The 25,244-nt window shown below is 69.8% G+C and carries 21 protein-coding genes; 10 read left to right on the forward strand and 11 right to left on the reverse strand.

Going from position 1 to position 25,244, the window contains the following annotated elements; translation table 11 throughout:
- Positions 1 to 22: 22 nt before the first annotated feature.
- Entirely contained in the window at positions 23 to 943 is a 921-nt protein-coding gene (locus tag FHX60_RS16015) for a branched-chain amino acid transaminase (protein WP_062796961.1), read from the reverse strand.
- A 163-nt stretch (positions 944 to 1,106) separates the two neighbouring features.
- On the opposite strand from FHX60_RS16015, the gene FHX60_RS16020 reads away from it, so the two are divergent.
- Together FHX60_RS16020 and FHX60_RS16025 are read left to right on the forward strand one after the other, a co-directional pair.
- Positions 1,107 to 4,106, forward strand: coding sequence for a DEAD/DEAH box helicase (locus FHX60_RS16020; protein ID WP_183284048.1), 3,000 nt, complete (start codon positions 1,107 to 1,109; stop codon positions 4,104 to 4,106).
- Positions 4,107 to 4,310: 204 nt separating this feature from the next.
- Entirely contained in the window at positions 4,311 to 5,339 is a 1,029-nt protein-coding gene (locus FHX60_RS16025; RefSeq protein WP_183283895.1) for a Bug family tripartite tricarboxylate transporter substrate binding protein, read from the forward strand.
- A gap of 34 nt (positions 5,340 to 5,373) precedes the next feature.
- Here FHX60_RS16025 and FHX60_RS16030 read toward each other — a convergent pair whose 3' ends face one another.
- On the reverse strand, positions 5,374 to 6,513 hold the full coding sequence (locus tag FHX60_RS16030) for a helix-turn-helix transcriptional regulator (RefSeq protein WP_112773706.1): 1,140 nt from the start codon (positions 6,511 to 6,513) through the stop codon (positions 5,374 to 5,376).
- 99 nt (positions 6,514 to 6,612) lie between these two features.
- Positions 6,613 to 7,716, reverse strand: a complete 1,104-nt coding sequence (locus FHX60_RS16035) for a helix-turn-helix transcriptional regulator (RefSeq protein WP_183283896.1) — start codon at positions 7,714 to 7,716, stop codon at positions 6,613 to 6,615.
- Between the two features lie 416 nt (positions 7,717 to 8,132).
- Here FHX60_RS16035 and FHX60_RS16040 point away from each other — a divergent pair, with 416 nt between their 5' ends.
- From FHX60_RS16040 to FHX60_RS16070, 7 genes are all read left to right on the forward strand, one after another.
- Complete coding sequence (locus FHX60_RS16040) at positions 8,133 to 9,329, forward strand: phosphoglycerate kinase (protein WP_112773704.1); 1,197 nt, start codon at positions 8,133 to 8,135, stop codon at positions 9,327 to 9,329.
- A 90-nt stretch (positions 9,330 to 9,419) separates the two neighbouring features.
- Complete coding sequence (gene pyk, locus FHX60_RS16045; RefSeq protein WP_112773703.1) at positions 9,420 to 10,856, forward strand: pyruvate kinase; 1,437 nt, start codon at positions 9,420 to 9,422, stop codon at positions 10,854 to 10,856.
- Positions 10,857 to 10,906: 50 nt separating this feature from the next.
- Positions 10,907 to 11,971, forward strand: a complete 1,065-nt coding sequence (gene fba, locus FHX60_RS16050; protein ID WP_183283897.1) for a class II fructose-bisphosphate aldolase — start codon at positions 10,907 to 10,909, stop codon at positions 11,969 to 11,971.
- A gap of 103 nt (positions 11,972 to 12,074) precedes the next feature.
- On the forward strand, positions 12,075 to 12,983 hold the full coding sequence (locus FHX60_RS16055) for a phosphoribosylaminoimidazolesuccinocarboxamide synthase (RefSeq protein ID WP_112773701.1): 909 nt from the start codon (positions 12,075 to 12,077) through the stop codon (positions 12,981 to 12,983).
- Between the two features lie 82 nt (positions 12,984 to 13,065).
- A complete protein-coding gene (gene purE, locus FHX60_RS16060) occupies positions 13,066 to 13,563 on the forward strand; it encodes a 5-(carboxyamino)imidazole ribonucleotide mutase (RefSeq protein WP_183283898.1) in 498 nt (165 codons plus the stop codon).
- A 34-nt stretch (positions 13,564 to 13,597) separates the two neighbouring features.
- A complete protein-coding gene (locus tag FHX60_RS16065; RefSeq protein WP_112773700.1) occupies positions 13,598 to 14,842 on the forward strand; it encodes a 5-(carboxyamino)imidazole ribonucleotide synthase in 1,245 nt (414 codons plus the stop codon).
- Positions 14,843 to 14,881: 39 nt separating this feature from the next.
- On the forward strand, positions 14,882 to 15,871 hold the full coding sequence (locus FHX60_RS16070; RefSeq protein ID WP_112773699.1) for an L-threonylcarbamoyladenylate synthase: 990 nt from the start codon (positions 14,882 to 14,884) through the stop codon (positions 15,869 to 15,871).
- A gap of 165 nt (positions 15,872 to 16,036) precedes the next feature.
- Here the strand turns inward: FHX60_RS16070 and FHX60_RS16075 are convergent, their stop codons facing one another.
- The 7 genes from FHX60_RS16075 to FHX60_RS16105 form a co-directional block, all read right to left on the reverse strand.
- The gene (locus FHX60_RS16075) at positions 16,037 to 16,363 is read right to left on the reverse strand and encodes a branched-chain amino acid transport AzlD family protein (protein ID WP_092307849.1); all 327 of its coding nucleotides are present in this window, start codon (positions 16,361 to 16,363) and stop codon (positions 16,037 to 16,039) included.
- The gene (locus FHX60_RS16080) at positions 16,360 to 17,202 is read right to left on the reverse strand and encodes an AzlC family ABC transporter permease (RefSeq protein ID WP_183283899.1); all 843 of its coding nucleotides are present in this window, start codon (positions 17,200 to 17,202) and stop codon (positions 16,360 to 16,362) included. Before FHX60_RS16080 ends, FHX60_RS16075 begins: the two co-directional genes overlap by 4 nt.
- Before the next feature lie 188 nt (positions 17,203 to 17,390).
- Complete coding sequence (gene dacB / locus FHX60_RS16085; RefSeq protein WP_183283900.1) at positions 17,391 to 19,004, reverse strand: D-alanyl-D-alanine carboxypeptidase/D-alanyl-D-alanine endopeptidase; 1,614 nt, start codon at positions 19,002 to 19,004, stop codon at positions 17,391 to 17,393.
- Between the two features lie 51 nt (positions 19,005 to 19,055).
- Positions 19,056 to 19,643 carry a MarR family winged helix-turn-helix transcriptional regulator gene (locus tag FHX60_RS16090; RefSeq protein WP_112773686.1) on the reverse strand — a complete coding sequence of 196 codons (588 nt, stop codon included), beginning with the start codon at positions 19,641 to 19,643 and terminating at the stop codon, positions 19,056 to 19,058.
- Positions 19,640 to 20,791: an ABC transporter substrate-binding protein gene (locus tag FHX60_RS16095; RefSeq protein WP_112773685.1), complete on the reverse strand. Its 1,152-nt coding sequence runs from the start codon at positions 20,789 to 20,791 to the stop codon at positions 19,640 to 19,642. Before FHX60_RS16095 ends, FHX60_RS16090 begins: the two co-directional genes overlap by 4 nt.
- Before the next feature lie 65 nt (positions 20,792 to 20,856).
- Complete coding sequence (locus FHX60_RS16100) at positions 20,857 to 22,110, reverse strand: flavin-dependent oxidoreductase (RefSeq protein WP_112773684.1); 1,254 nt, start codon at positions 22,108 to 22,110, stop codon at positions 20,857 to 20,859.
- 154 nt (positions 22,111 to 22,264) lie between these two features.
- The gene (locus FHX60_RS16105) at positions 22,265 to 22,729 is read right to left on the reverse strand and encodes a PACE efflux transporter (RefSeq protein WP_112773683.1); all 465 of its coding nucleotides are present in this window, start codon (positions 22,727 to 22,729) and stop codon (positions 22,265 to 22,267) included.
- 109 nt (positions 22,730 to 22,838) lie between these two features.
- On the opposite strand from FHX60_RS16105, the gene FHX60_RS16110 reads away from it, so the two are divergent.
- Positions 22,839 to 23,741 (forward strand): LysR family transcriptional regulator, encoded by a 903-nt coding sequence (locus FHX60_RS16110; protein WP_092307863.1) that lies wholly within the window; start codon positions 22,839 to 22,841, stop codon positions 23,739 to 23,741.
- On the opposite strand, the gene FHX60_RS16115 is transcribed toward FHX60_RS16110, so the two are convergent.
- Positions 23,738 to 25,240: an efflux transporter outer membrane subunit gene (locus FHX60_RS16115; RefSeq protein ID WP_183283901.1), complete on the reverse strand. Its 1,503-nt coding sequence runs from the start codon at positions 25,238 to 25,240 to the stop codon at positions 23,738 to 23,740. The genes FHX60_RS16110 and FHX60_RS16115 overlap by 4 nt on opposite strands.
- Positions 25,241 to 25,244 lie beyond the last annotated feature (4 nt).

Genomic DNA, 25,244 nt, shown 5'->3' on the forward strand with positions numbered 1-25,244 from the left:
CACGCGCGCTGCCGGCCGGTGCTCAGACCAGCGTCAGCCATTTCTTGTACTTTTCGTCGGTGCCGCCGACGGCGGCAAAGAAGGCGTCCTGGATCTGCTTGGTCACCGGGCCGCGGCGGCCTTCGCCGATGATGCGGTCGTCCAGCTCGCGGATCGGCGTGACTTCGGCGGCGGTGCCGGTGAAGAAGGCTTCGTCGGCGCAGTACATCTCGTCGCGGGTGATGCGCTTCTCGCGCACTTCGATGCCCAGGTCGCGCGCGATGGTCAGGGTGGCGTCGCGGGTGATGCCGTCCAGGCACGAGGCCAGGTCCGGGGTGTAGATCACGCCGTTGCGCACGATAAAGACGTTCTCGCCCGAGCCTTCGCTGACGTAGCCGTCGGTGTCGAGCAGCAGCGCTTCGTCGTAGCCCAGCCCGGTGGCTTCCTGGTTGGCCAGGATCGAGTTGATGTAGTAGCCGCTGGCCTTGGCGCGCACCAGCGACACGTTGACGTGATGGCGGGTGAACGACGAGGTCTTCACGCGGATGCCGCGCTCCATGCCTTCCTCGCCCAGGTAGGCGCCCCACGGCCACGCGGCGATGGCGACGTGGATGGTGTTGCCCTTGGCCGAGACGCCCAGCTTTTCCGAGCCGATCCACACGATCGGGCGGATGTAGCAGGATTCCAGGTTGTTGGCGCGCACCACTTCGCGCGTGGCGGCTTCCAGCGTGGCCTCGTCGAACGGCATCGCCATCTGGAAGATCTTGGCCGAGTTGAACAGGCGGCGGGTGTGCTCCTTCAGGCGGAAGATGGCGGTACCTTCAGGGGTCTTGTAGGCGCGCACGCCCTCGAACACGCCCATGCCGTAGTGCAGCGTATGCGTCAGCACGTGGATCTTGGCATCGCGCCACTCGATCAGCTTGCCGTCCATCCAAATCTTGCCGTCGCGATCCGCCATCGACATGTCTGTTCTCCCTGCGCCGTGAAAGTAGCAAAAACGATATTGTAAGCCCCGGGGGCATGGGTCACAACGCAGCGCGGGCGCCGCGGCGGTCTAGAATGCGCTTTTTCCGGGCATTGTCGCCGCGCTGGCGGCGGCATGCCGCCAGCCGACCTTCTTGCAAGCCGTGCCTCCGAGCCCACATTCCAGCCCCGACCGCCAGCCTGACGCGCTACCGGACGCCCCTGGCGCGCCGGAGGTTGACTGGCAGCAGGCGCTGGATGCGCTGCGCGCCCTTGCCGGCGCTGTTCCCGACGCTGCGGCTGGCGCGGCCCGGCCTGCGCGGCGCCTGCTGTGGGCGCTGACGCTGGACGCCGACGGCGCGCCCGGCACGATCGAGCCGCTCGAGCAGGTGCGCGGCCCGAAGGGCTGGGGCAAGCCCCGGCCGGTGCCGCTGGCGCGCATCGCCGAGGACGACCGGCTCGAGCCGTGGGATGCACGCGTGGCGCGCGCCATCCGCCGCGATGCCTCGCACAACCGACGCTACGTGCTCGACCGCGCCATGGCGCTGATGGCGCTGGCCGGGCACCCGGGCGTGGTGCTGGCCCACGCGCCCACGCAAACGCTGGAGGTGGTCGAGGACGCGCCCGCGCTGGAGGCGGTGCGCAGTGCCGGCCGCTACGTGCTGCGCCTGTTCCCGCCGGTGCGCGAGGCGCCCGCGCTGGAGGCGCTGCTGCCCGCCGCCGCGCGGCAGGAGGCCGAGGCGCTGCGCCAGCTTACGCTGCTGCGTGACGGCCCGCACCGGCTGCGGCTGATCCGCTATACCCCGGCGCAGTTCGAGGCCGCGCGGCTGATCGGCAACGGCCTGGCGATTCCCGAGGAAGGCCACGCCCGGCTCGACCAGACCCTGCGCGCGCTGGCCGGCCAGTTCCAGATCCAGGCCGATGCCGCGGCCGGCACGCGTGCGGTCGAGGCCGAGGCACGGCTGCGCGCCGAAGTGGCGCCGGTGGGGCGCGGCATCTCGCTGCGGCTGGTGGTGACGCCGCTGGGCCCGCTCGGGCCGCGGCTGGCGCCCGGCGCCGGGCGCGAACGGCTGATGGCGACGGTGCGCGGCGAGACCCTGTCCACCCAACGCGACCTCGACGCCGAACTGGCCAGCGTGGCCGAAGTCTTCGCCACGCTGCCGCAGCTGGTGGCGCTGTCGCCGCCTGGCGGCGAATACACCTGGACGCTGGACGATCCCGAGGATGCGCTCGCGGTGGTCGAGGCGCTGCCGGCGCTGCCCGCGGTGCAGGCGGTCGAATGGCCGCGCGGCAAGGCACTGCGCGTGCTGCCCGCCGACCTGCCGCAGCTGGGCGTGCAGATCGAGAGCCGCGGCGCGTGGTACAAGCTGGCGGGCGAGCTGCGCGTGGCCGAGGGACTGGTGCTGGAACTGGGCAAGCTGATCGACTGGACCGGCAGCCATGCCGGGCGCTTCGTGCCGATGGGGCAGGGCGTCTACGTGGCGCTGACGCAGGTGCTGCGCGGCCGGCTGCGCGACCTCGCCGGCGTGGGCGAGCGGGTGCCCGACGGCATCCGCGTGCCGCAGATGGCGACGCCGTGGCTCGACGACGTGCTGGCCGGCGCGGGCGTTGATCCCGACGCGCATTTCCGCGCGCGTATCGCCCGGCTGCGCGCCGCGCGCGAGACCGGGATCGCGCTGCCGGCCACGCTGGCGGCCGAGCTGCGGCCCTACCAGGAAGCCGGCTACCGCTGGGCCATGACGCTGGCCGCCTCCGGCCTGGGTGCCTGCCTGGCCGACGACATGGGCCTGGGCAAGACCCTGCAGGCGCTGGCCGTGCTGGTCGCCCGCGCCGCCGGCGGCGCGGCGCTGGTGATCGCGCCGACCTCGGTGTGCGGCAACTGGGCCGCCGAGGCGCGGCGCTTCGCGCCCACGCTCAACGTCCACGTCTATGCCGAGGGCGATCGCGACGCGCTGCTGGCGCAGGCCGGCCCGCATGACCTGGTGATCGTTTCGTACACGCTGCTGCAGCAGGCCAGCGACGATTTCTGCGCGCGCGCCTGGCATACCGTGGTGGCCGACGAGGCCCAGGCCTTCAAGAACGCGGTTACGCGGCGGGCGCAGGCAATGTTCGCGCTGCCGTCGGACTTTCGCATGGCGCTGACCGGCACCCCGGTGGAAAACCGGCTGGCCGAGCTGTGGTCGGTGATGCGGTTCTGCAATCCGGGCCTGCTGGGCTCGCTGGCGCGCTTCAACGAGCATTTTGCCAACCCGATCGAACGCGCCGGCAGCCGCGAGGCGCGCCTGCGGCTGCGCCGCATGATCGCGCCGTTCGTGCTGCGCCGGACCAAGGCGCAGGTGCTCGACGAACTGCCGCCGCGTACCGAGCTGGTGATCCGGGTCGAGCCCGAGCCGGTCGAAGCCGCGCACTACGAGGCGCTGCGCCGCCAGGCCCAGACCGAGGCCGAGGCCGCGCTGGCACGCGTCGAAGCCGCGCGCAAGGCCACCCGCGAGGCGCCCGCCGGCGCCAGGGCACGGGCGCAGGCCCAGCACCAGGCGCAGGCGCGCCTGCACGTGCTGGCGCAGCTGATGCGGCTGCGCCGCGCCGCCTGCGACCCGCGCCTGGTCACGCCGGAAGTGAGTGGGCAACTGAGCGAAGGCGCCAAGGTGCGCGCCTTCGTCGAGCTGGCCAGCGGACTGGCCGCCAGCGGCCACAAGACCCTGGTGTTCAGCCAGTTCGTCGATTTCCTGCAGTTGCTGCGCCAGGGGCTGGAGCGCGCCGGGCTGGCGCTGCAATACCTGGACGGCGCCACCCCCGCGGCCGAGCGCACGCGCCGCGTGGCCGCGTTCCAGGCGGGCGAGGGCGATGTCTTCCTGATCAGCCTGAAGGCCGGCGGCTTCGGCCTGAACCTGACCGCGGCCGACTACGTGATCATTGCCGACCCTTGGTGGAACCCCGCCGCCGAAGACCAGGCCATGGGCCGCGCGCACCGCATCGGCCAGCAGCGCCCGGTCACGGTGTACCGGCTGATCAACGCGGGCACCATCGAGGAGCGCATCGTCGAGCTGCACCGCGACAAGCGCGCGCTCGCCGACGGCCTGCTGGAGGCCGACGACGACCACACCGCCGGCACCGGCGCGCCGCTGCCGGATGTCGATGAACTGGTGGGACTGCTGCGGCGCTGAAGCGCTGAAGCGCAGACCGCGCCGCGTTGCTGCCATATGCCCGCACGGCATACCTTCAGGCAAACTCAGTCGTTTGGATTTGGCAGGAACCTTGCTATCTTGTTGCGCTGGCCCGGGGCTCAGACCCCGGCCATCGCGCCGACCCGCCGCGCCGGGCCGCTTTCTTGCTGACGCATTTTGCTGACATTCACCGACGGTGCCCCCATGACTGACTCGTCCCGCCTGCTTCCGCGCTTGTCCTTCCATTCCGCCGCCCGTCTGGCCGCCCGCGTGGCCGCGCTGTGCGCCGCCGTGGCCGGCACGGCCAGCCTGCCCGCCCACGCGCAGGGCGAATGGCCGACGCAGCCGGTGACGATCCTGATGGGCTTCACCGCCGGCTCCGGCGTCGACATCGTCGGCCGCACGCTGCAGGAATCGCTGCAGAAGTCGCTCAAGACCACCATCGTCTATGACTACCGGCCGGGCGCCGGCGGCAACGTTGCCTCCGAGGTGGTGGCGCATGCCAAGCCGGACGGCTACACGCTGCTGCTCGGCACCGCCGCCACGCACGGCATCAACCCGGCGCTGTACAAGACCCTGCCGTTCGATGCCGACGCCGACTTCACCCCGATCGCGCCGCTGGTCGAGGTCTCCAACGTGCTGACCGTCAACCCGGCGGTGCTCGACGTCAAGTCGGTCAAGGAATTCATCGAGAAGGTCAAGGCCAACCCGGGCAAGTACAACTTTGCCTCCACCGGCAACGGCACCGGCACGCACCTGGCGTTCGCCGAGTTCAATGCGCGCGCCGGGCTGGACATGGTGCACGTACCCTACAAGGGTGGCCCGGACGCGCTGCAGGCGGTGGTGAAGGGCGAGGTCTGCTGCATCTTCAACCAGGTGCAGAGCGTGCTGCCGCAGTTCCGCGCCGGCAAGGTGCGCCTGCTGGGCGTGACCACCAGGCAGCGCGTGCAGGTGATCGCCGACGTGCCGACCATTGCCGAAAGCGGCCTGCCCGGCTTCAACAGCACCATCTGGTTCGGCCTGTTCGGGCCGAAGGGGCTGGACCCGAAGATCGCGCGCAAGGTCAATGACGCGGTCAGGGTGGCGCTGGAAACGCCGGCGATCCGCCAGAAGCTGATCGATGCCGGCAACACGCCGCGGGTCGAGACCGTGGACCAGTTCAAGGCCACGGTGAAGGCCGACCGCCAGAAGTGGGCGGGCGTGGTCAAAACCGTGGGCGCGTCGATCGACTGATCCGCCCCGGCGCGGCTGGAGCTTGCCTGCGCCGCTAGGCGCGAACCCCCAGCCGTGTCAGCAGGTGCGCCAGTTGCGCCTGCGTGCCGGTGCCGGTCTTGGTGAAGATCGCCTTGAGCTGGGTGCGCCCGGTCTCGCGCCGGATGCCGATCAGCTCGCAGGCCTCGGGCAGGCCGATGCCCGAAGACAATTGCAGCGCCAGCCGGATCTCCGCCGGCGTCAGGCCGTAGAGGTCGCGCAGTACGGCCGGCAGCGTCATCGGCGCGGCGCCGGGTTCATGGATCGCCACCAGCACGCTGGGGCGCTGCCAGTCCAGCGCCAGGTGATGCGCCGGGGGCAGCGGGAGCAGGATCACCTGCGCCTGCCGGCCGGCGCTGTCGACGGCGCGCAGGGCCTGCGCCGGCTGCGCGCTGGCCGGGTTGCCCACCGCGCGCAGCGCGTCGGCGAACGGACGCGACAGGGTCCAGCCGCCATCGTCGCGCGCCGCAGAAAGCGGCGCCGCGGCGCTGGTTTCGATCGCCACCGCCGGCAGCAGCCGGCGCACCCAGGTTTCGCCGATGCTGTTGGCCAGCAGCGGCTTGCCATCGTCGCGGAACACGATCACGCCGAACGGCAGCCGCTCCATCAGCTGCGACGACGCATGCGCCAGCGCCGACACCTGGTGGGTGCGCTCGCGCAGCGCCATAGCCTGACGCACGTGCGGGATGGCCCAGTCGAGCGCGCGCGCGTCCTCGGGCGAGTAATGGTCGTGGCCGTGCGGGCGCTGCAGCGACAGGAACACGTCGTAATGCGGCTGGCGCTCGATCAGGCACGCCATCACCGACGACTGTTCGATCGGCCGCAGGAACTCGCCGTAGAAGGGCGACTGCCGCATGACCTGCGGCCCCAGCTCGCGCGAATCGATATACCAGCTGCCCACCGCCATGCGCCGCGCGAACGGCAGGGCCGGATCGATCGCGGCGAACTGCTCGCGGTAGGCCGCCACGGCCTCGGGCATCGGGTTGACCTCCTGGTGCACCAGCACGCGCTCGTGCACGGTGTCGAGCACGAGCAGGTGGGCGTGGCTGCTGCCGCTGGCCTGGCACAGCGCGCTCAGGCTGCGCTGCCAGGCATCGGCGTCGAAAATCCCCTCGTACAGCGCGCGAATGGTGTCGTGCATCTGTGTGTCGCTCATGGCTTCCCTTCTTTTTACTTCTTGTATTTTTAGCACTTTACTCGCGTGGCAGCGCGCGTGCCGCCGGCGCGGCGCCGGCACGTCGCAAGGCTTGCGTGTTCAGCCCTGTTCCAGCGCCGCGCCCAGGCGCGAGAGCAGATGCGTGAGCTGGGCCTGGCTGTTGCAGCCGGTCTTGTGGAATACCGCCTTGAGCTGCGTGCGCGCGGTTTCGTGGCGGATGCCCAGCTGCGCGCTGGCTTCGGGCAGGCCCTGGCCGTGCGCCAGCTGGACGCTGAGCCGGGTCTCGGCCGGCGTCAGCCCGTAGAGGTCGCGCAGCACGGGACCGAGCAGCAGCGGCGCGCGGTCCTGCTCGTGCACGAGCACCAGCGCGGCCGGTTCCTGCCACTGCGCGGCAAAGGCATGCGACGGCGGCAGCGGCAGCACGATGACCTGCGCGCAGGCGCCACCGCTGGTGGCGCGCGCCGCCTGCGCGGCCACGGCGTGGCGCGGGTCGCAGGCGGCCTGGATCATGTCGGCGAACGAGCGCGACAGGGTCCACTCCGAAACCTTGCCGGCCGGGTCCAGCCGCCGCGCCCAGCGTTCGCCGGCGCGGTTGCACAACAGCACGTGGCGCTGCGGCGAGAACACCAACAGGGCGAAATCGAGCCGCTCCACCAGTTGCGTCGACAGCCGCGCCAGCACGGTCAGCCCGAGCGTGCGGTCGCGCATCGCCATGGCGCTGCGCATATGCGGGATGATCCAGTCCAGGCCACTGGTGTCGGCGGCCGAGAACAGCGGCTGCCGGCGCGCGCGCTGCATCGAGAAATAGACTTCGTAATGGGGCTGCCGCTCCACCAGGCAGGCAACGTAGGAACGCAGGCCATAGCGGTGGAAGAAGTCGCGGTAGAACGGATGGCGCGTCATGGTGCCTTCGCCGAGTTCGCGCGCGTCGATGTACCAGTCGCCCGGCTGCATGCGCGGTGCGAACTGCTTGGCCGGATCGATGGCCTGGTAATCCGCTTCGTATTCGGAGAACAGTTCGACCACCGGATTGACGATCTCGTTGACCGTGACCTGGTCGCGCACCGTGTCCCACACCATCATCGAGGCGTGCGCCGTGCCCGCCAGCCCGGTAAGGGCGTGCAGGCTGTCCTGCCAGGCCCCGGGATCCAGAATGCCCTCGTACAAGCCGCGGATGGCTCCGTGCATGTCGGCTTCATTCATCTGACTTACCTCTTGCATTCGCGACAAAATAATGCGCGGCGCCGGTGGTGCGTCCGCTCGCACCCCGGCATGCTTTGTTGTTCTGGCTGCTGGTATTGGGCCGTATTGTTAGCCTCTTGTCGGCCGCCGCTTGTCTTGGCCGTTTGTAGACCGGCTCTGGCGTGATTGCGTGTCTGATGTAGCAGACGTTGCGTACATTACCGCACTTGGGGGTCTCGCGGAAAACGCGAGCGCCCCTTCTTTGGTGGGGAGTCAGGTCAGGCGGGGCGCCTGTCCGCGCTGGCTGGCGGGCCGGTTTGTGCCTTGCGGTGCTCATCATGGCAGGCACCGGTCGGGATTCGGCAAAGCCCCGATCGCGTTCAGGTAAAATGCCGGTTTCCCCGAGTCCGCAGCGAAATCTCGCGCCATCCACCGTCATGACCTCTGTCCTGCGTCTTTCCGATCTGATTTCCCAAGGCAAACTCTCCGGCAAGCGTGTGTTCATCCGTGCCGACCTGAACGTGCCGCAGGATGACGCCGGCAACATCACCGAAGACACCCGCATCCGCGCCTCCGTGCCTGCCATCGAGGCCTGCCTCGGCGCCGGCGCCGCGGTGATGGTCACGTCCCACCTGGGCCGCCCGACCGAGGGCGAGTTCAAGCCTGAAGACTCGCTGGCGCCGATCGCCGCGCGCCTGTCCGAACTGCTTGGCAAGCCGGTCAAGCTGGTCCAGAACTGGGTCGACGGCGTCGAAGTGGCGCCCGGCCAGGTGGTGCTGCTGGAAAACTGCCGCGTCAACAAAGGCGAGAAGAAGAACAGCGACGAACTGGCGCAGAAGATGGCCCGGCTGTGCGATGTCTACGTCAACGACGCCTTCGGCACCGCGCACCGCGCCGAAGCCACCACCCACGGCATCGCCAGGTACGCCCCCATCGCCTGCGCCGGCCCGCTGCTGGCCGCCGAGATCGACGCGCTGGGCAAGGCCCTGGGCCAGCCGGCGCGCCCGCTGGTGGCGATCGTGGCCGGCTCCAAGGTCTCTACCAAGCTGACCATCCTGAAGTCGCTGGCCGACAAGGTCGACAACCTGGTGGTCGGCGGCGGCATCGCCAACACCTTCATGCTGGCCGCCGGCCTGAAGATCGGCAAGTCGCTGGCCGAAGCCGACCTGGTCGGCGACGCCAAGGCCATCATCGACATCATGGCCCAGCGCGGCGCCTCGGTGCCCATTCCCGTCGATGTGGTCTGCGCCAAGGAATTCAGCGCGACCGCCACGGCCACCGTCAAGGACGTCAAGGATGTGGCCGACGACGACATGATCCTCGACATCGGACCGAAGACCGCCGCGATGCTGGCCGATCAGCTGAAGGCCGCCGGCACCATTGTCTGGAACGGCCCGGTGGGCGTGTTCGAGTTCGACCAGTTCGGCAACGGCACCAGGGTGCTGGCCGCGGCCATCGCCGAATCGAAGGCCTTCTCGATCGCCGGCGGCGGCGACACGCTGGCCGCCATCGCCAAGTACGGCATCGCCGACCGCGTGGGCTATATCTCCACCGGCGGCGGCGCGTTCCTGGAATTCCTGGAAGGCAAGACGCTGCCCGCCTTCGAAGTGCTGGAGCAGCGCGCCGCAGGCTGACGCATCCGCCCGCGCCTGGCGGAGCCGTCGGCCCGCCGGTCGCGTCAACCGGCCGTCGGGCCATCGAGCGCTGAAACCAGGAAACCCCGCATGACCCGTTCCACCAAGATCGTCGCCACCATCGGCCCCGCCTCCAGCTCGCTGGAGATCCTGACGCGCATGATCGCGGCGGGGGTCGACGTGGTGCGGCTGAACTTTTCGCACGGCACCGCCCAGGACCATCTCGACCGCGCCCGGCTGGTGCGCGAGGCGGCGCAGGCATGCGGGCGCGAGGTCGCCATCATGGCCGACCTGCAGGGTCCCAAGATCCGCGTGGGCAAGTTCGAGCACGGCAAGGTCCTGCTCAAGGCGGGCGAGCCCTTTATCCTCGATTCCAGCTGCAAGCTCGGCAATGAAGAGCGCGCCGGCCTGGATTACCAGGACCTGCCGCGCGACGTCGGCCCGGGCGACCTGCTGCTGCTCAACGACGGCCTGATCGTGCTGGTGGTCGACCGCGTGCTGGGCAACGAGATCTTCACCACCGTGCGCGTGGGCGGCGAGCTGTCCAACAACAAGGGCATCAACCGCCAGGGCGGCGGGCTGTCGGCGCCGGCGCTGACGGCCAAGGACATGGAAGACATCAAGACCGCCATGGCCCTGGGCGCGGACTACCTCGCGGTCAGCTTCCCCAAGAACGCCACCGACATGGAAATGGCGCGCCAGCTGGCGGCCGTGGCCGGCCAGCCGCACGGCCACCGGGCGCGCATGATCGCCAAGATCGAGCGCGCCGAGGCCATCCATCCGGGCGTGCTGGAAGAAATCCTGCAGGCCTCCGACGGCATCATGGTGGCGCGCGGCGACCTTGCCGTGGAAGTCGGCAACGCCGCCGTGCCGGCGCTGCAGAAGCGCATGATCAGGCTGGCGCGCGAGGCCAACAAGCTCACCATCACCGCCACGCAGATGATGGAAAGCATGATCGTCAACCCGGTGCCGACCCGCGCCGAGGTCTCGGACGTGGCCAACGCCGTGCTCGACGGCACCGACGCCGTGATGCTGTCGGCCGAGACCGCCGCGGGCCGCTATCCGGTGGAAACCGTCGAGGCCATGGCCGCGGTCTGCATCGAGGCCGAGAAGTCCGAAGTGGTGCAGCTCGACACCGATTTCCTGAACCAGACCTTCTCGCGCATCGACCAGTCGGTGGCGATGGGGGCGTTGTTCACCGCCTATCATTTGCAGGTGAAGGCGATCGCGGCGCTGACCGATTCCGGCGCGACCGCGCTGTGGATGAGCCGGCACCGCATCCATGTACCGATCTACGCGATGACGCCCAACCTGGCGTCGCAGCGCAAGATGCAGCTCTACCGCAACGTGGTGCCGCTGCCGCTGCAGTCGAGCACCGACCGCGATACCGCGCTGGAGCAGGCCGAGGAACTGCTGCTGGCGCAGGGCGTGGTGCAGCGGGGCGATTTCATCGTGCTGACCATCGGCGAGCCGATGGGGCAGCCGGGCGGTACCAACACCCTGAAGATCGTCAGGGTGGGGCATTGAGCGCCGACAGAACAATACCGAGACATCCCATTTTCATTTAGGAGTTAGACATGCCACTCGTTTCGATGCGCCAGCTGCTGGACCACGCAGCCGAAAACAGCTACGGCCTGCCGGCCTTCAACGTGAACAACCTCGAGCAAGTGCAGGCCATCATGCAGGCGGCCGACGAGGTCAACGCTCCGGTGATCATGCAAGCCTCGGCCGGCGCCCGCAAATACGCCGGCGAGCACTTCCTGCGCCACCTGATCGAAGCCGCGGTCGAAGCCTATCCGCACATCCCCGTGGTGATGCACCAGGACCACGGCCAGTCGCCGGCGATCTGCCAGGCCGCGATCGACCTGGGCTTCTCGTCGGTGATGATGGACGGCTCGCTGCGCGAAGACGGCAAGACCCCGGCCGACTACGAATACAACGTCGACGTGACTCGCAAGGTGGTGCAGCTGTCGCACGCCATCGGCGTGACCGTCGAGGGCGAACTGGGCTGCCTGGGCTCGCTCGAGACCGGTGAAGCCGGCGAGGAAGACGGCATCGGCGCCGAAGGCAAGCTGGACCACTCCATGCTGCTGACCGACCCCGAGCAGGCCGCCGACTTCGTCAAGGCCACCCAGCTCGACGCGCTGGCCATCGCCATCGGCACCTCGCACGGCGCCTACAAGTTCACCCGCAAGCCCACCGGCGATATCCTGGCGATCAACCGCATCAAGGAAATCCACGCCCGCATCCCCAACACCCACCTGGTGATGCACGGCTCGTCGTCGGTGCCGCAGGAACTGCTGGAAGAGATCCGCAAGTTCGGCGGCGACATGAAGGAAACCTACGGCGTGCCGGTCGAGGAAATCCAGGAAGCGATCAAGTACGGCGTGCGCAAGATCAACATCGACACCGACATCCGCCTGGCCATGACCGGCGCGATCCGCCGCTTCTTCGTCGAGAACCCGAGCAAGTTCGACCCGCGCGAATACCTGAAGCCGGCCCGCGAAGCCGCCAAGCAGGTGTGCAAGGCGCGCTACCTCGCGTTCGGCTGCGAAGGCCAGGCCGGCAAGATCAAGCCGATGGCGCTGAGCGACATCGCGCAGCAGTACAAGTCGGGCAAGCTGGCGCAGGTCGTGCAGTAATGTCCCGTGTCCGCCTTCCGCGCAAGGGGAAGGCGGCTTGCAGTTCCGGCCGCCGCGGCACGCTTCCAGCGCCCGGCGGCTTCGCCGTTTTATCGGAACCATCATGTCCAACGCTCTCTACCAGTCCTCCATCAACTCGCTGCCGCTGCTGGGCCACGGCAAGGTGCGCGACAACTACGCCGTCGGCAACGACAAGCTGCTGATCGTCACCACCGACCGCCTGTCGGCGTTCGACGTCATCATGGGCGAGCCGATCCCCGACAAGGGCCGCGTGCTGAACCAGATGGCGAACTTCTGGTTCCGCAAGCTCGCCCACATCGTGCCGAACCACGAGACCGGCATCGCGCCCGAGACCGTGGTGGCCGCGGATGAAGTGGAGCAGGTCAAGGGGCGCGCGGTGGTGGTCAAGCGCCTGAAGCCGATCCTGGTCGAGGCCGTGGTGCGCGGCTACCTTGCCGGCAGCGGCTGGAAGGACTACCAGGCCACCGGCAAGGTGTGCGGCATCGAGCTGCCGCCGGGCCTGCAGAATGCGCAGAAGCTGCCCGAGCCGATCTTCACCCCCGCGGCCAAGGCCGAGATGGGCGAGCACGACGAGAACATCTCGTTCGCCGAGGTCGAGGCCCGCATCGGCATCGCGCTGGCACGCCAGATGCGCGAGATCTCGATCCGCCTGTACAAGGAAGCGGCCGAGTTCGCGGCCACGCGCGGCATCATCATCGCCGACACCAAGTTCGAATTCGGCCTGGACGACAACGGCGTGCTGACGCTGATGGACGAAGTGCTGACCGCCGACTCCTCGCGCTTCTGGCCGGCCGATTCGTACCAGGTGGGCACCAACCCGCCGTCGTTCGACAAGCAGTTCGTGCGCGACTGGCTGGAAGCCGTGCGCATCGACGGCAAGCCGTGGCCCAAGACCGCGCCGGCGCCGCAGCTGCCGGACGACGTGATCGAGAAGACCGCGGCGAAGTACCGCGAGGCGCTGACGCGCCTGACGGGTGAAGAACTGAAGTAAGTTTTCCTCCGGCTTCCCGCAAGCCGGCGCTGCTCCCCTCTCTCCTCATGAGGAGAGGGGAGCAAACAAGCAAGGATCAAACGTGAGCAAGCAAAACAAGCCATTGGTCGGCGTCGTCATGGGCAGCAGTTCCGACTGGGACGTGATGCAGCACGCCGTGGCCATGCTGAAGGATTTCGGCGTGCCGTTCGAAGCCCAGGTGGTGTCCGCGCACCGCATGGCCGACGACATGTTCCAGTATGCCGAGAGCGCGCGCGGCCGCGGCCTGCGCGCCATCATCGCCGGGGCCGGCGGTGCCGCGCACCTGCCCGGCATGATCGCCGCCAAGACCATCGTGCCGGTGTTCGGCGTGCCGGTGCCGTCGAAGTACCTGCGCGGCGAGGACTCGCTGCTGTCGATCGTGCAGATGCCCAAGGGCGTGCCGGTGGCCACCTTCGCCATCGGCGAGGCGGGCGCGGCCAACGCCGCGCTGCACGCGATCGCCACCCTGGCCACGACCGACGAGGCGCTGGCCGGCGCGCTGGAAGCGTTCCGCGCGAAGCAGACCGAAGCCGCGCGCGCGATGACGCTGCCGCTGTAACCTGCCACTCTCCGGACCCACACGGAACCGAGCAATGCCTACCGATATCCATCCCCACCTCTCCGAAGCCCACACGCCGGAATCGCGCGCCGAGTTCGGCGTCGACCGTCCCGACGCGCCCATCCTGCCTGGCGCGTGGCTGGGCATGCTGGGCGGCGGCCAGCTCGGCCGCATGTTCACGCATGCGGCGCAGGCGATGGGCTATCGCGTGTGCGTGCTCGATCCGGACCAGGACAGCCCGGCGGGCGTGGTCGCCGACAAGCATATCTGCGCCCAATACACCGACGAGGCCGCGCTGGCCGAGATGGGCAAGCTGTGCCAGGCGGTCAGCACCGAGTTCGAGAACGTGCCGTCGCTGTCGCTGGACCGGCTCGAGCAGCTGGGCGCGTTCGTCGCGCCGCGCGGCTACTGCGTGTCGATCGCGCAGAACCGCATCGGCGAGAAGAAGTTCTTTGCCGCCTGCGCCGAGCGCACCGGCGTGCCGACAGCGCCGCACTGGGTGATCCAGCACGACGCCGACGTCGACCAGCTGCCCGACCACGTGCTGCCGGGCATCCTCAAGACCGCGCGCATGGGCTACGACGGCAAGGGGCAGGCGCGCGTGAAGACGCGCGACGACGTGCGCGCCGCGTGGAAGGCGATGCAGCACGTGCCGTGCGTGCTGGAGCAGATGCTGCCGCTGGCGTACGAGGTGTCGGTGCTGGCCGCGCGCGGCGCGGACGGCGCCACCGCGACCTGGCCGCTGGCCGAGAACGTGCACCGCGACGGCATCCTGTTCTCGACCGAGATGCCGTCGACCAGCGTCTCGCCCGAGATCGCCGAGCGCGCCCGCGCCGCCGCCGCCGCCATTGCCACCGAAATGGGCTATGTCGGCGTGCTGTGCATCGAGTTCTTCGTGCTGACCGATGGTTCGCTGGTCGCCAACGAAATGGCGCCGCGCCCGCACAATTCCGGCCACATCACCATGGACGCGTGCGAGACCAGCCAGTTCGAACAGCAGGTACGCGCCATGGCGCGGCTACCGCTGGGCAGCACGCGCCAGCATTCCGCCGGCAAGATGCTGAACCTGCTGGGCGACGTGTGGTTCGAGTTCGGGCTGGAGCGCACCCCGGCCTGGGACGAAGTGGTGGCGCAACCCGGCGCCAAGCTGCACCTGTACGGCAAGAGCGATGCGCGCCCGTCGCGCAAGATGGGGCACGTCAACTGCATCGGCGAGCATGCCGAAGCCGCCGACGCCGCGTTCCGGGCGGCCGCGCAGGCGCTGCACATCCCGCTCTGAGTTTCCGTCGACCGCCACGCCACCCTTTGAAGGAACACGATGTCGCCGCGCACGCCCACGGCCGCCGAACTGGATGAAGCCGTCCGCCTGCTCGAGGCCGGGCAACTGGTCGCCTTCCCGACCGAGACCGTCTACGGCCTTGGCGCCGATGCAGAAAACCCCGCGGCGGTCGGCCGCATCTTCGCGCTCAAGGGCAGGCCGTCGAACCATCCGGTGATCGTGCACGTGGTCGACGGCGCCGACATCGGCTACTGGACCGACGACGTCCCCGCGGCCGCGCAGCAACTGATCGATGCCTTCTGGCCCGGCCCGCTGACGCTGATCCTGAAGCGCGCCGCGCATATCGACGCCGCCGTGGCCGGCGGGCAGGACAGCATCGGCCTGCGCTGCCCGTCGCATCCCGTGGCGCAGGCGCTGCTGTCGCGCTTCAAGCGCGGCCGCGGCGGCATTGCGGCGCCTTCCGCCAACAAGTTCGGCCAGGTCAGCCCGACCACCGCGCAGCATGTGCGCGATGAATTCGGCGATGCGGTCTATGTGCTGGAGGGCGATGGCGTCGAGGTCGGCATCGAATCGACCATCGTCGACCTGTCGCGGCTGGACCAGGGCATCGGCCCGGTGCTGCTGCGCCCCGGTGCCGTCACGGTGGGGATGCTCGCGCAGGTGCTGGGCGAAGCCCCGCTGCCGCCGGACGCCGCGGCACCGCGCGCGTCGGGCACACTCAAGGCCCATTACGCCCCGCACACGCCGCTGCTGCTGGCCGATGCACAGGCCGCCGCCGCGCGCCTGGAAGCGCTGCCGGTGGATGCCCGCGTGGCCTGGGTCGGGCGCGCGCCGCTGGCGGACCAGCGCTGCACCTGGGTGCAGGCTCCCGCCGACGCCAGCGCCTACGCGCGCGAGCTGTACCGGCTGCTGCGCACGCTCGACAAGAAGGGCTATACGCAGCTGGTGTTCGAGGTGCTGCCCGAGGGACAGGACTGGGCCGGTGTGCGCGACCGGCTGGAGCGGGCGGCGGCAGCGTTCGCCGGGTAGGGCGGGCGGCGGCTTGCCGCTCGCCTCACTTCGTCGATACGCCGGCACTCCCCCAGTGGTCAGCCAGTTCGGTTGCTCTCGCTTACCGCCTGTGTGCTCCCTCTCCCGCGTGCGAGAGAGGGCCGGGGTGAGGGCAGGCATATGCCAGGCACGCTGCCGTCGACATTACCCCCCCAACAACCGCAACGCCGTATACACCGCCATCCCCACCACGATCATCCCCACCATCTTGCGCGTCAGCAGGTAGAACACCGTCGCCGCCACGCCTGCCATCAGCTTGTAGTTCGAAAACGCCACGGTGAAATGCCCCTGCCAGGTCATCAGGTCCGGCAGGATGATGGCGGCCAGCGCTGCTGCCGGCGCATAGCGCAGCGCGCGCTGGATGCGGTCCGGCACGGTGATGTGCTCGCCGGCCATCAGGAACAGCGCGCGGGTGATCACGGTGACGACCGCCATGCCGACGAGGGCGATCCAGACTTCGGTATGGCTCATGCGCGGTCTCCGGGTACGTCCGCAGGCCCCGGTGCCGGCTTGGGCTTGGGCGCGGGCTTGGCGAGCGGTGCCTCCCTGCGCCGCTGGATGCCGCGCAGCGCGGCGCGCGCGGCCAGTTCGTCGCTGGCCATGCCGGCGGCGATCGCGCCCACCACGGCCACCACCAGCCCGAGCCGGTATGGCAGGTCGAAGCACAGCAGCGCCAGCACCGCGGAAATCACCACCGCCATCAGCGTCGAGCGCGAGTTGATGGTGGCGATCATCACCGGGATCAGCGCCATGGTGCCGGCCAGCCCCAGCCCCCAGCTGTCGGGGAACAGGCTGGCCAGCACGATGCCGATGATCGACGACACCTGCCACATGCAGAAATTGGTCAGCGCCATGCCCCAGAAGTAGCCTTCCTTGCCGGGCTCATAGCCGGGCGTGCTGTACTTCTGCAGGAAGTAGACGAAATGCAGGTCGCCGTTGAAGAAGCCCAGCACCGTGCGCCGCGCCAGCGTCAGGTAGCTGAAATGCGGCTGCATGCCGGCGCTGAAGATGACGAAGCGCAGGTTGACCATGGCCGCGGTCAGCCAGATGGTCCACAGCGGCAGCCCCGCGGCGAACAGCGGCAGCACCGCCAGCTGCGCCGAGCCGGCGTAGACCAGCAGCGACATGCCGATGGCCTCGGGCACGGTCAGCACGGATTTGCTCATGGCCACGCCTGTCACCAGGCCCCACGAAAATACCGCGGGCAGGGACGGGGCAAAGCGGCGCGCGCCGTCGATAAAGCCGGCGCGTTCGGCCGGTGCGAAGCGATGCCAGAGGCGCAACCACACCGGGGGTTGTCGGGAAGTCATGTCAGAGGAAGCGGGGGCGATGCGGCCCGGGGCCGAAGGCCGGCCCGGAAGGCTGCCGCCGCAGGACGCGGCCGGCACCCTGGCATTATAGGGTGGGATGGCGGGCTGGTAAGCGAGCGCTTAACAAAATGCCGCCGCGGCGTTGGCGGCAGGCCACGGCGCCGCGCCGCGGCCCGGCCGCAGCGGCGTCAGTGCGCCCCGCGGTACACCCACTGCAGCAGCGCGTCGTGTGCCTCCTGCGCCTGCGCGGCGTTGGCATGGTTGATCATGCTCACCACCACGTAGCGGCCGCCTTCGGCGGCGTCGACGTAGCCGGCCAGCGCGCGCACATCGGCCAGCGTGCCGGTCTTCAGGTAGCCGCTGCCGGCTGCGCTGGCGCGGGTCAGGCGATTGCGCAGCGTGCCGTCGACGCCCAGCACCGGCAGCGAGTCGATCAGCACCGGCCCGACCTGGCTGGCCGCGGCCTGCTGCAGCAGCCGCGCCATGTCATAGGCGCTGATGCGTTCCGCGCGCGACAGGCCCGAGCCGTTGTCGAGCACCAGGCCCGGCATGTCCAGCCCCTGACGCGCCAGCCAGCGCTGCACCACGCGGATCGAGCGGCCGGTGCTGGCGGGCCCGCCGCGGTCCATCTCCGCGCCGAGGGTCAGGAACAGCTGCCGCGCCATCACGTTGTTCGAGAACTTGTTGATGTCGCGCACGATATCGGCCAGCGGCAGGCCGTAGTGGCGCGCCAGCAGCACCGCGCCGCGCGGCACCTTGCCGCTGCGCAGCGCGGGCAGCCTGGCAAAGCGCCCGCCGGCGCGCTGCCACTCGGCGACAAAGCCGCCCCAGGTGAATTCCGCGTGCGACAGCGTGGCGATATTGAGCACGTGCTCGCCACAGTCGCTGGAATAGTCGCCCGAGAACGAGGCCAGCACGGTGCCGTCGGCTTGCGGCAGCACGGTCGGGCTGGCGCTGCTCTGCCAGTCGCCGCAGCGGCCGTTGGTCAGCGTGAGGCGGTTGTCCAGCTTGAGCTGCGCCAGCTCCGGCGTGACGCTGACCGCCACGGTCTGCGAGGCCGGGTCCGGCGTCAGCGTGAACGACAGCGTCTTGAACGCGTACAGCAGCGCATCGGGGCCGACGTTGTAGGCGCGCTGCACCTCGCCGTCGATGGTGCCGTTGCTGTCCAGGCCATCGGCGAAGTAGCTGCGGTCGAGCACCAGGTCGCCGTTGATGGTGCCGGCGCCGGCGGCGCGCGCCCGCGCCACCAGCTTGGCCATTTCCTCGGGCACCAGCTTCGGATCGCCATGGCCGCGCAGGTAGACGTTGCCGTTGACGGTGCCGTCGAAGCCTGGCTGCGCGTCGGCGTAGAGCGAGGTCTGCCAGCGGTAGTCCGGCCCGAGCAGCTGCAGGCCGGCGAAGGTGGTGACCAGCTTCATGGTCGAGGCCGGATTCATCGGCTGCTGCGCGTTCCAGCTGGCGCGCGCGGTGGTGTCGCCCAGCCGCACCACGTAGAAGCTGGCGGCCGCGGCCGGCACGCCGGCGCGGCGCAGGGCCGCGGCCACCGGGGCGGGCACGCCGGCGCCGACCAGCGCCGGATCGGCGGCGGCCTTGGTGGCGGCTTTCGGCGCTTTGGCGGGCTTGGTGGCTTTGGTCGCCTTGGTCGCCTTGGCAGGCGGCTTGGCGTAGGCCGGTGTCAGTGCCGGGCAGCCGGCCAGCAGCACGGCGGCAAGGAGAGGCGAGAGCAGTGGCGACAGGCGGCGCAGCAGCGCGCCGGGTCGCGCTGCGGTGGGCGCGGCGAGGGTTCTTGGCATGGCGGCCATGTTAACGCATGGCCGTCCGCAAGCGGATGACAGTTACGGCGGCGCGGCGGTTCAGCCGGCGCGCGGCGGCGCCAGCCGTGCCAGCAGGGCTTTCAGCGTGGCCTGCTCGGCATCGCCGAGCGCCGAGCTGACGTGGGCATCGTGCGCCAGCACCGCCTGCGTGGCGGCTTCCAGCGTGCGGCGTCCGGCCGGGGTCAGCACCAGGCTGTAGGCGCGCCGGTCGGCCGCTGCGGGGCGCCGCGCCACCAGCTTCATGGCTTCAAGCGCATCCACCAGCAGCACCGCGCCGGAGCGCGCGATGCCCAGGATCTGCGCCAGCTCGGTCAGCTTCAGGTGCGGGTTGCGCGAGATGATCACCAGTGCCGAGAAGCGCGGCGGGGTGATCTGCCACTGCGCCAGCGACTGCACGAAGTCTTCGTAGATGCGGATCTGCGCGCGGCGGATGGCGTAGCCGACCAGGTTGTCGAGCACGCCGTAGTCGATGTTCGGCACATGCGGGTCGAAGCCGCCCCCGGCACCGTCGCCGGCGGCCGGGTCGGGCGCCAGCGCATCGCGCGTCCTGCGCCGCGCGGGGGCTGCGGCGGTGCGGGCCCGCCGCGCGGGGGTGGCGGGCGATGTGGCGGATGCGTCGGGAATCATTTGAGCAGTTTCCAGTTGCCGTTCTCTATTGTCACCATAACCCGACCACGCTGGTCAAAGCCATAGTGGTCTTGCGCACTGAAGTTCAGCACCCCGTGCGAGACCACGATGTCGCGCTCGGTTTCCAGCGCGTGGCGCAGCGCCTGGCGGAAGGCCGGCGTGCCGGGGCGGGCCTGCTTCAGCGCCACCGGCACGATGCGCTCCAGCACCAGCCCGGCATCGTAGGCGTGGGCGCCGAACTGCGTGCGGGTCTCGGCCCCGTACTGCTTTTCATAGCGGGTGACGTAGTCCAGCCCGGGCTTGCGCACCGGATCGCCGGCGGGCAGCTGCTCCGGCACGATCACCGGGCCGGCGGGCAGGATCGCGCCGTTGACCAGGCGCCCGCCGATGCGGATCAGGTCTTTGGTGGCCGCGCCGTGGGTCTGGTAGAGGGTGCCGCCGTAGCCGCGCTCGCGCAGCGTGGTGTGCGGCAGCGCCGCGCCGGTGCCGGCGCCGGCGATCAGGATCGCATCGGGTTTGGCGGCGATCAGCTTGAGCGCCTGCGCGGTCACGCTGGTGTCGGCGCGGCCGTAGCGCTCGGTGGCGATCAGGCGGATGCCGTTGGCGGTGGCGGCGGCGGTGAAATCCTTCAGCCAGGTCTCGCCGTAGGCATCGGCAAAGCCGATGAAGCCAATGGTCTTGACGCCCTGGGTCTTGGCGGTGGCGGCCACGGCATTGGCCATCAGCCGCACCGGCTGCGCCAGCCGGAAGGTCCAGGCGCCGCGTCCGGGCTTCAGCTCGATCGGCGAAAACGCCAGCTGCACGGTCTGGGCTTCGTCGGCGACCTCGGCAATCGCGATCGACGGCGCCACCGCGGACGAGCCCAGGATGATGTCGACCTTGTCCTCGGCAACGAAGCGGCGCGCCGCCCTGGCGCCCTGGGTCGGATCGGAGGCGTCGTCCAGCACGATGTAGCGCACCGGCTCGCCGCCGATCCGCTGCGGCAGGTAGGCCAGCGAGTTTTTCTGCGGGATGCCCAGCGACGCGGACGGGCCAGTGGTCGACAGGCTGACGCCGACGGTGATGTCGGCGCGGGCGGTGGCGGCGGCGAAGGCTACGGCGATGCCGAGTGCGAGGCGGGTGAGCCTGGCGGGGGGGTGAAACGCCATGGGAGTTCTCCTCGATGCTGAATGATCTTATGTGTTTTCAATCCCCGTCGGTGTAATCCCTCGGGTTACGCCTTACCCTGCATCGACTGCCGGTCGAAGCCCGCCAGCTGCTTGTACCGTAGCGAGATCGCTTCCAGCTCCGCGCGCGGGATCACCTGGTCGATATCGCTGAACCCCTGTGGCGCGCGCTCCTCGGCCAGCTGCATCACCTGCTCGGGCCCATTCATGCGGTTGCGCAGCACGATGCCGGCGGTGCGCGGCAGGCGCTCGGCCTCGTATTCGCGCAGCGCGTAGCCGGTGTCGCGGGTGCCGAGCAGGCTGTCGACCAGGTAGCGCGCGTCGAGGATGGCCTGCGCGCTGCCGTTGGAGCCGATCGGGTACATCGGGTGCGCGGCGTCGCCCAGCAGCGTGACGCGGTCGAAGGTCCAGCGCGGCAGCGGGTCCTTGTCGACCATCGGGAATTCGTAGATGGCTTCGGCGCCGTCGATCAGCGCGGGGATGTCGATCCAGTCCCACTGCCAGCCGGCAAACCGCGCGCGAAACACGGATTTATCGACCTGCTTGTTCCAGTCGCTGCGCGGCGGGGTGTCGGGCACGCTGTCGGGCACGCGCAGCTCGGCGATCCAGTTGACCAGCGAGCGGCCCTGGCGGCGCAGCGGTTCGGAGATGGGGTAGGCGACGAACTTCTGGTCCTGGTGCCCGGCCATGAACATCGAGCGGCCATCCAGGTAGGGCGGCGCCTCGCTCACCGCGCGCCACAGCAGCCGGCGCGAGAAGCGCGGCAGGTCGCCGGCGGGATAGAAATGGCGGCGCACCGCCGAATGGATGCCGTCGGCGCCGACTAGCACGTCGGCGCTGGACTCGACTTCGGCGTTGTCGCCGCGGCGGCGCAGCACGAAGCGCGCCTGTCCCTGCGCGCCGGTGTCCAGCACGGACTCGAAGCTGTGGCCGGTATGGACCGCAGCGGGGCCCAGGCGCTCGACCACGGTGCGGTGCAGCAGCATCTGGAATTCGCCGCGATGGATCGAAAACTGCGGCCAGTCATAGCCGGCGGCCAGCCCGCGCGGCTCATGCCAGATGCGCTGGCCCAGCTTGTTGTAGTACGACAGGGACGAGGTCTCGACCGCGATCGCAGCGAGCGCATCGCGCAGGCCCAGCTCGGACAGCACGCGCACCGCGTGCGGCAGCAGGTTGATGCCGACACCCAGCGGACGCAGCGTTTCGCTGGCCTCCCAGACCTCGGCCTCGATGCCGTGGCGGTGGCACAACAGCGCCAGCGTCAGGCCGCCGATGCCGCCCCCGGCGATTGCGATCTTCATTGGTGTCTCCCCGCGTACAGGTCGTGCCGGGGGCCGCGCGCAGGGCGCCACCGCCGGCGGATCGAATTTGTTATGGAGTATAACGATTCGACCGGTGGCGGCAAGACGGGAAAGACCCCGGCAACTGGCGTCCGGGGTCGGGAAAAACCCGCGCTCAGCCCAGCGCGGCGCTTTCCGGCTTGGCTTGGGAGTTGGCCGGGGCCTTGAGCGACGGCACCGGGAACACGATGTCGTAGAGCCAGTTGTACACCAGCGCGTAGACCATGTAGAAGCCGGCCACGGCGATGTCCATGATGAGCGCGTCGACCAGGCTGATATCGAGGTACCACGCCACCGACGGCAAAAACACCACCAGCAGGCCCAGTTCGAACAGCAGCGCGTGCAGCACCCGCACCGGCACCGACTTGCGCAGCTGGCCGGTGAAACGCAGCATGCCCTTGTCGAACAGCACGTTGTACAGGTAGTTCCAGCCGGTGGCGATCAGCGAGGCGACCGCGCCGATCAGCCCCATCTGGTGCAGTTCATAGCCGAAGGCCCAGCTCGCCAGCGGGGCGAAGATCAGCAGGCCGACCACCTCGAAGCCAACGGCATGGCGGATCCGGTCCCAGGTATTGCGCATGGTTTCTCCTTGCGGGCAAACACGATGGGGCCTAGTCTATCTGCTGGGCAGGGATTGCCAAGTTGGATACTATCGGTTTGACCGATAGATGATGGGGGCGGAGGTACCAATGAGTCTCTCGCTGGAACAATTGCAGGCCTTTGTCGCGGCGGCTGACACGGGCTCGTTCTCGGCCGCCGCGCGCCGGCTCGGCAAGGCCCAGTCGGTGGTCAGCGCGGCCGTGTCCAACCTCGAGATCGATGCCGGCAACGCGCTGTTCGACCGCAGCGGCCGCTACCCGGTGCTGACCCCGGCCGGCGAGCGCCTGCTGGCCGAGGCGCGCGTGATCCTGGAGCGCTGCGAGCATTTTCGCGGCGTGGCCAAGAGCCTGGGCGAGGGGGTCGAGACGCGGCTGGTGCTGGCGGTCGACGAGCTCTATCCGGAAGAGACGCTGGGTGCGCTGCTGGTGGAGTTTTCCGGGCGCTTCCCGGCGGTCGAGCTGGAACTGCTGTTCCCGCTGATGGAGGACGTCAGCCGGCTGGTCCTGGCGGGGGGTGCCGACCTCGGCATCATGTGGCGCCAGGAGGTACTGCCGCCAGAGCTGGGCTTCCATGCGCTCGGCTGGATGCCGATGCAGATCCTGTGCGCGCCCGACCATCCGCTGGCGTCGCAGCGGGTCGACTGGGAAGAGCTCAAGCGCTACCGCCAGCTGATGGTCGCGACCCGCACCGACAGCGAGGAAAAGATGCGCCTGCGCGTGGCCGCCGACGTATGGTGGGTGGAAAGCCAGTGGGTGATCGTCGAGCTGGTCAAGCGCGGCCTGGGCTGGGCCTTCGTGCCCTGGCACGTGGTCGCCAATTCGCCGGCCGCGGCGCAGCTGGTGTCGCCGCCGCTGGCGTTCCAGCAGCAGGACTGGCCGGTGGCGATGGAGCTGGTCTGGCACAAGCAGCGGCCGCTCGGCAAGGCCGCCACCTGGCTGCGCGAGCGCATCTGCGCGCAGTCGCTACCAAGCGCGCCGCAGCGCGGCGCCTAGCGTTGCCCGACGGTGGCGGGCGTGGCGGGCGTGGCGGCTGGCCCGCCGGCGCTGCCGCTGCCACCATCCGCCGCCGGCTGCGCGTGCCAGCCGCCGCCCAGCGCCTTGATCAGCACCACCGCCGCGGTGTACTGGCGGCCGGTGATCGACAGCGCAGTGCGCTCGGCGGTGTAGGCGCTGGTCTGCGCCGTCAGCACGTCGAGCAGGCCGGCGGTGCCGGCGCGGTAGCGGTTGTTCACCAGCGCCAGCGCCTCGCGCGCCGAGCGCAGCGCGTCGTTCTGCACCACCGCCTCCTGTTCCAGCAGCCGCTGCGCGGCGAGGTTGTCCTCGACTTCCTGGAACGCGCCCAGCACGGTCTGGCGGTAGTTGGCCACGGTCTGGTCGTAGGCGGCCACCGCCTGCGCCTTGGCGGCGCGGCGCGCGCCGCCGTCGAACAGCGTGCCGGCCAGGCCGCCGCCGATCGACCAGATCCGGTCCGGCAGCGACATCCAGCGCGCCAGCGTGCTGGCGGTCAGCCCACCGCTGGCCGACAGCGACAGGGTCGGATAGTAGGCCGCCTGCGCCACGCCGATCTGCGCATTGGCCGACGCCATGCGTCGCTCGGCCGCGCCGATGTCGGGGCGGCGCTCCAGCAGTTGCGACGGCACCGCCGCCGGCACGCGTGGCGGCGCGGCACGGAACTCGCCGGCGGCCAGCGACAGCGCCGCCGGTGGCTTGCCCACCAGCACGGCGATGGCATGTTCCAGCTGCGCGCGCGTGATCTGGATGTCGATCTGCTGCGCCTGCGCGCTCTTGAGCTGAGTTTCGGACTGCAGCACGTCGGAGCGTTGCGCGGTGCCCGCCGCGTACTGGTTCTGCACCAGCTGCAGCGACTTCTGGTAGTCGGCCACGGTGCGGTCCAGCAGCGCCTTCTGCGCATCGGCCACGCGCAGCAGGAAGTAGCTCTGCGCCAGCGTGGCCTGCGTCGACAGCAGGGTCGAGGCCAGGTCGGCCTCGCTCGCCTGCGCGCTGGCCTCGCTGCTCTCGACCTGGCGCCGCACCCGGCCCCAGACGTCGAGCTCCCAGGTCGCGCCCAGCGTGGCGTTCTGCCCGTTGAGCGTGTTGCCGCTGGCATTGCGTGCGCGCGAGGCGCCAGCCTGCGCATCGACCAGCGGGAAGAAGCCGGCGCGCGCGGCCTGCAGCGATGCCACTGCCTGGCGATACTGGGCCTCGGCGGCCTTGATGTTCTGGTTCGAGATCTGCACTTCGGCCATCAGCGCGTCGAGCTGCGCATCGCCGAACACGGTCCACCAGTCGGGACGCGCCAGCGCATCCTGAGGCTCGGCGGGCTTCCAGTCGCCGGTCCAGGCGGGCGTGGCGGCATCGGCTTCCTTGAAGGATTCGGACACCGGTGCATCGGGGCGCTGGTAGTCGGGACCCACGGCGCAGCCGGCCAGCAGCAGCGCGCACGCCAGGGGTACCGGCAGGGCATGGGTCAGCAAGCGGGAAATGGCAATCATGGCG

It is taken from the genome of Cupriavidus alkaliphilus (genome assembly GCF_014191175.1).
GTDB classification, from domain to species: domain Bacteria; phylum Pseudomonadota; class Gammaproteobacteria; order Burkholderiales; family Burkholderiaceae; genus Cupriavidus; species Cupriavidus alkaliphilus.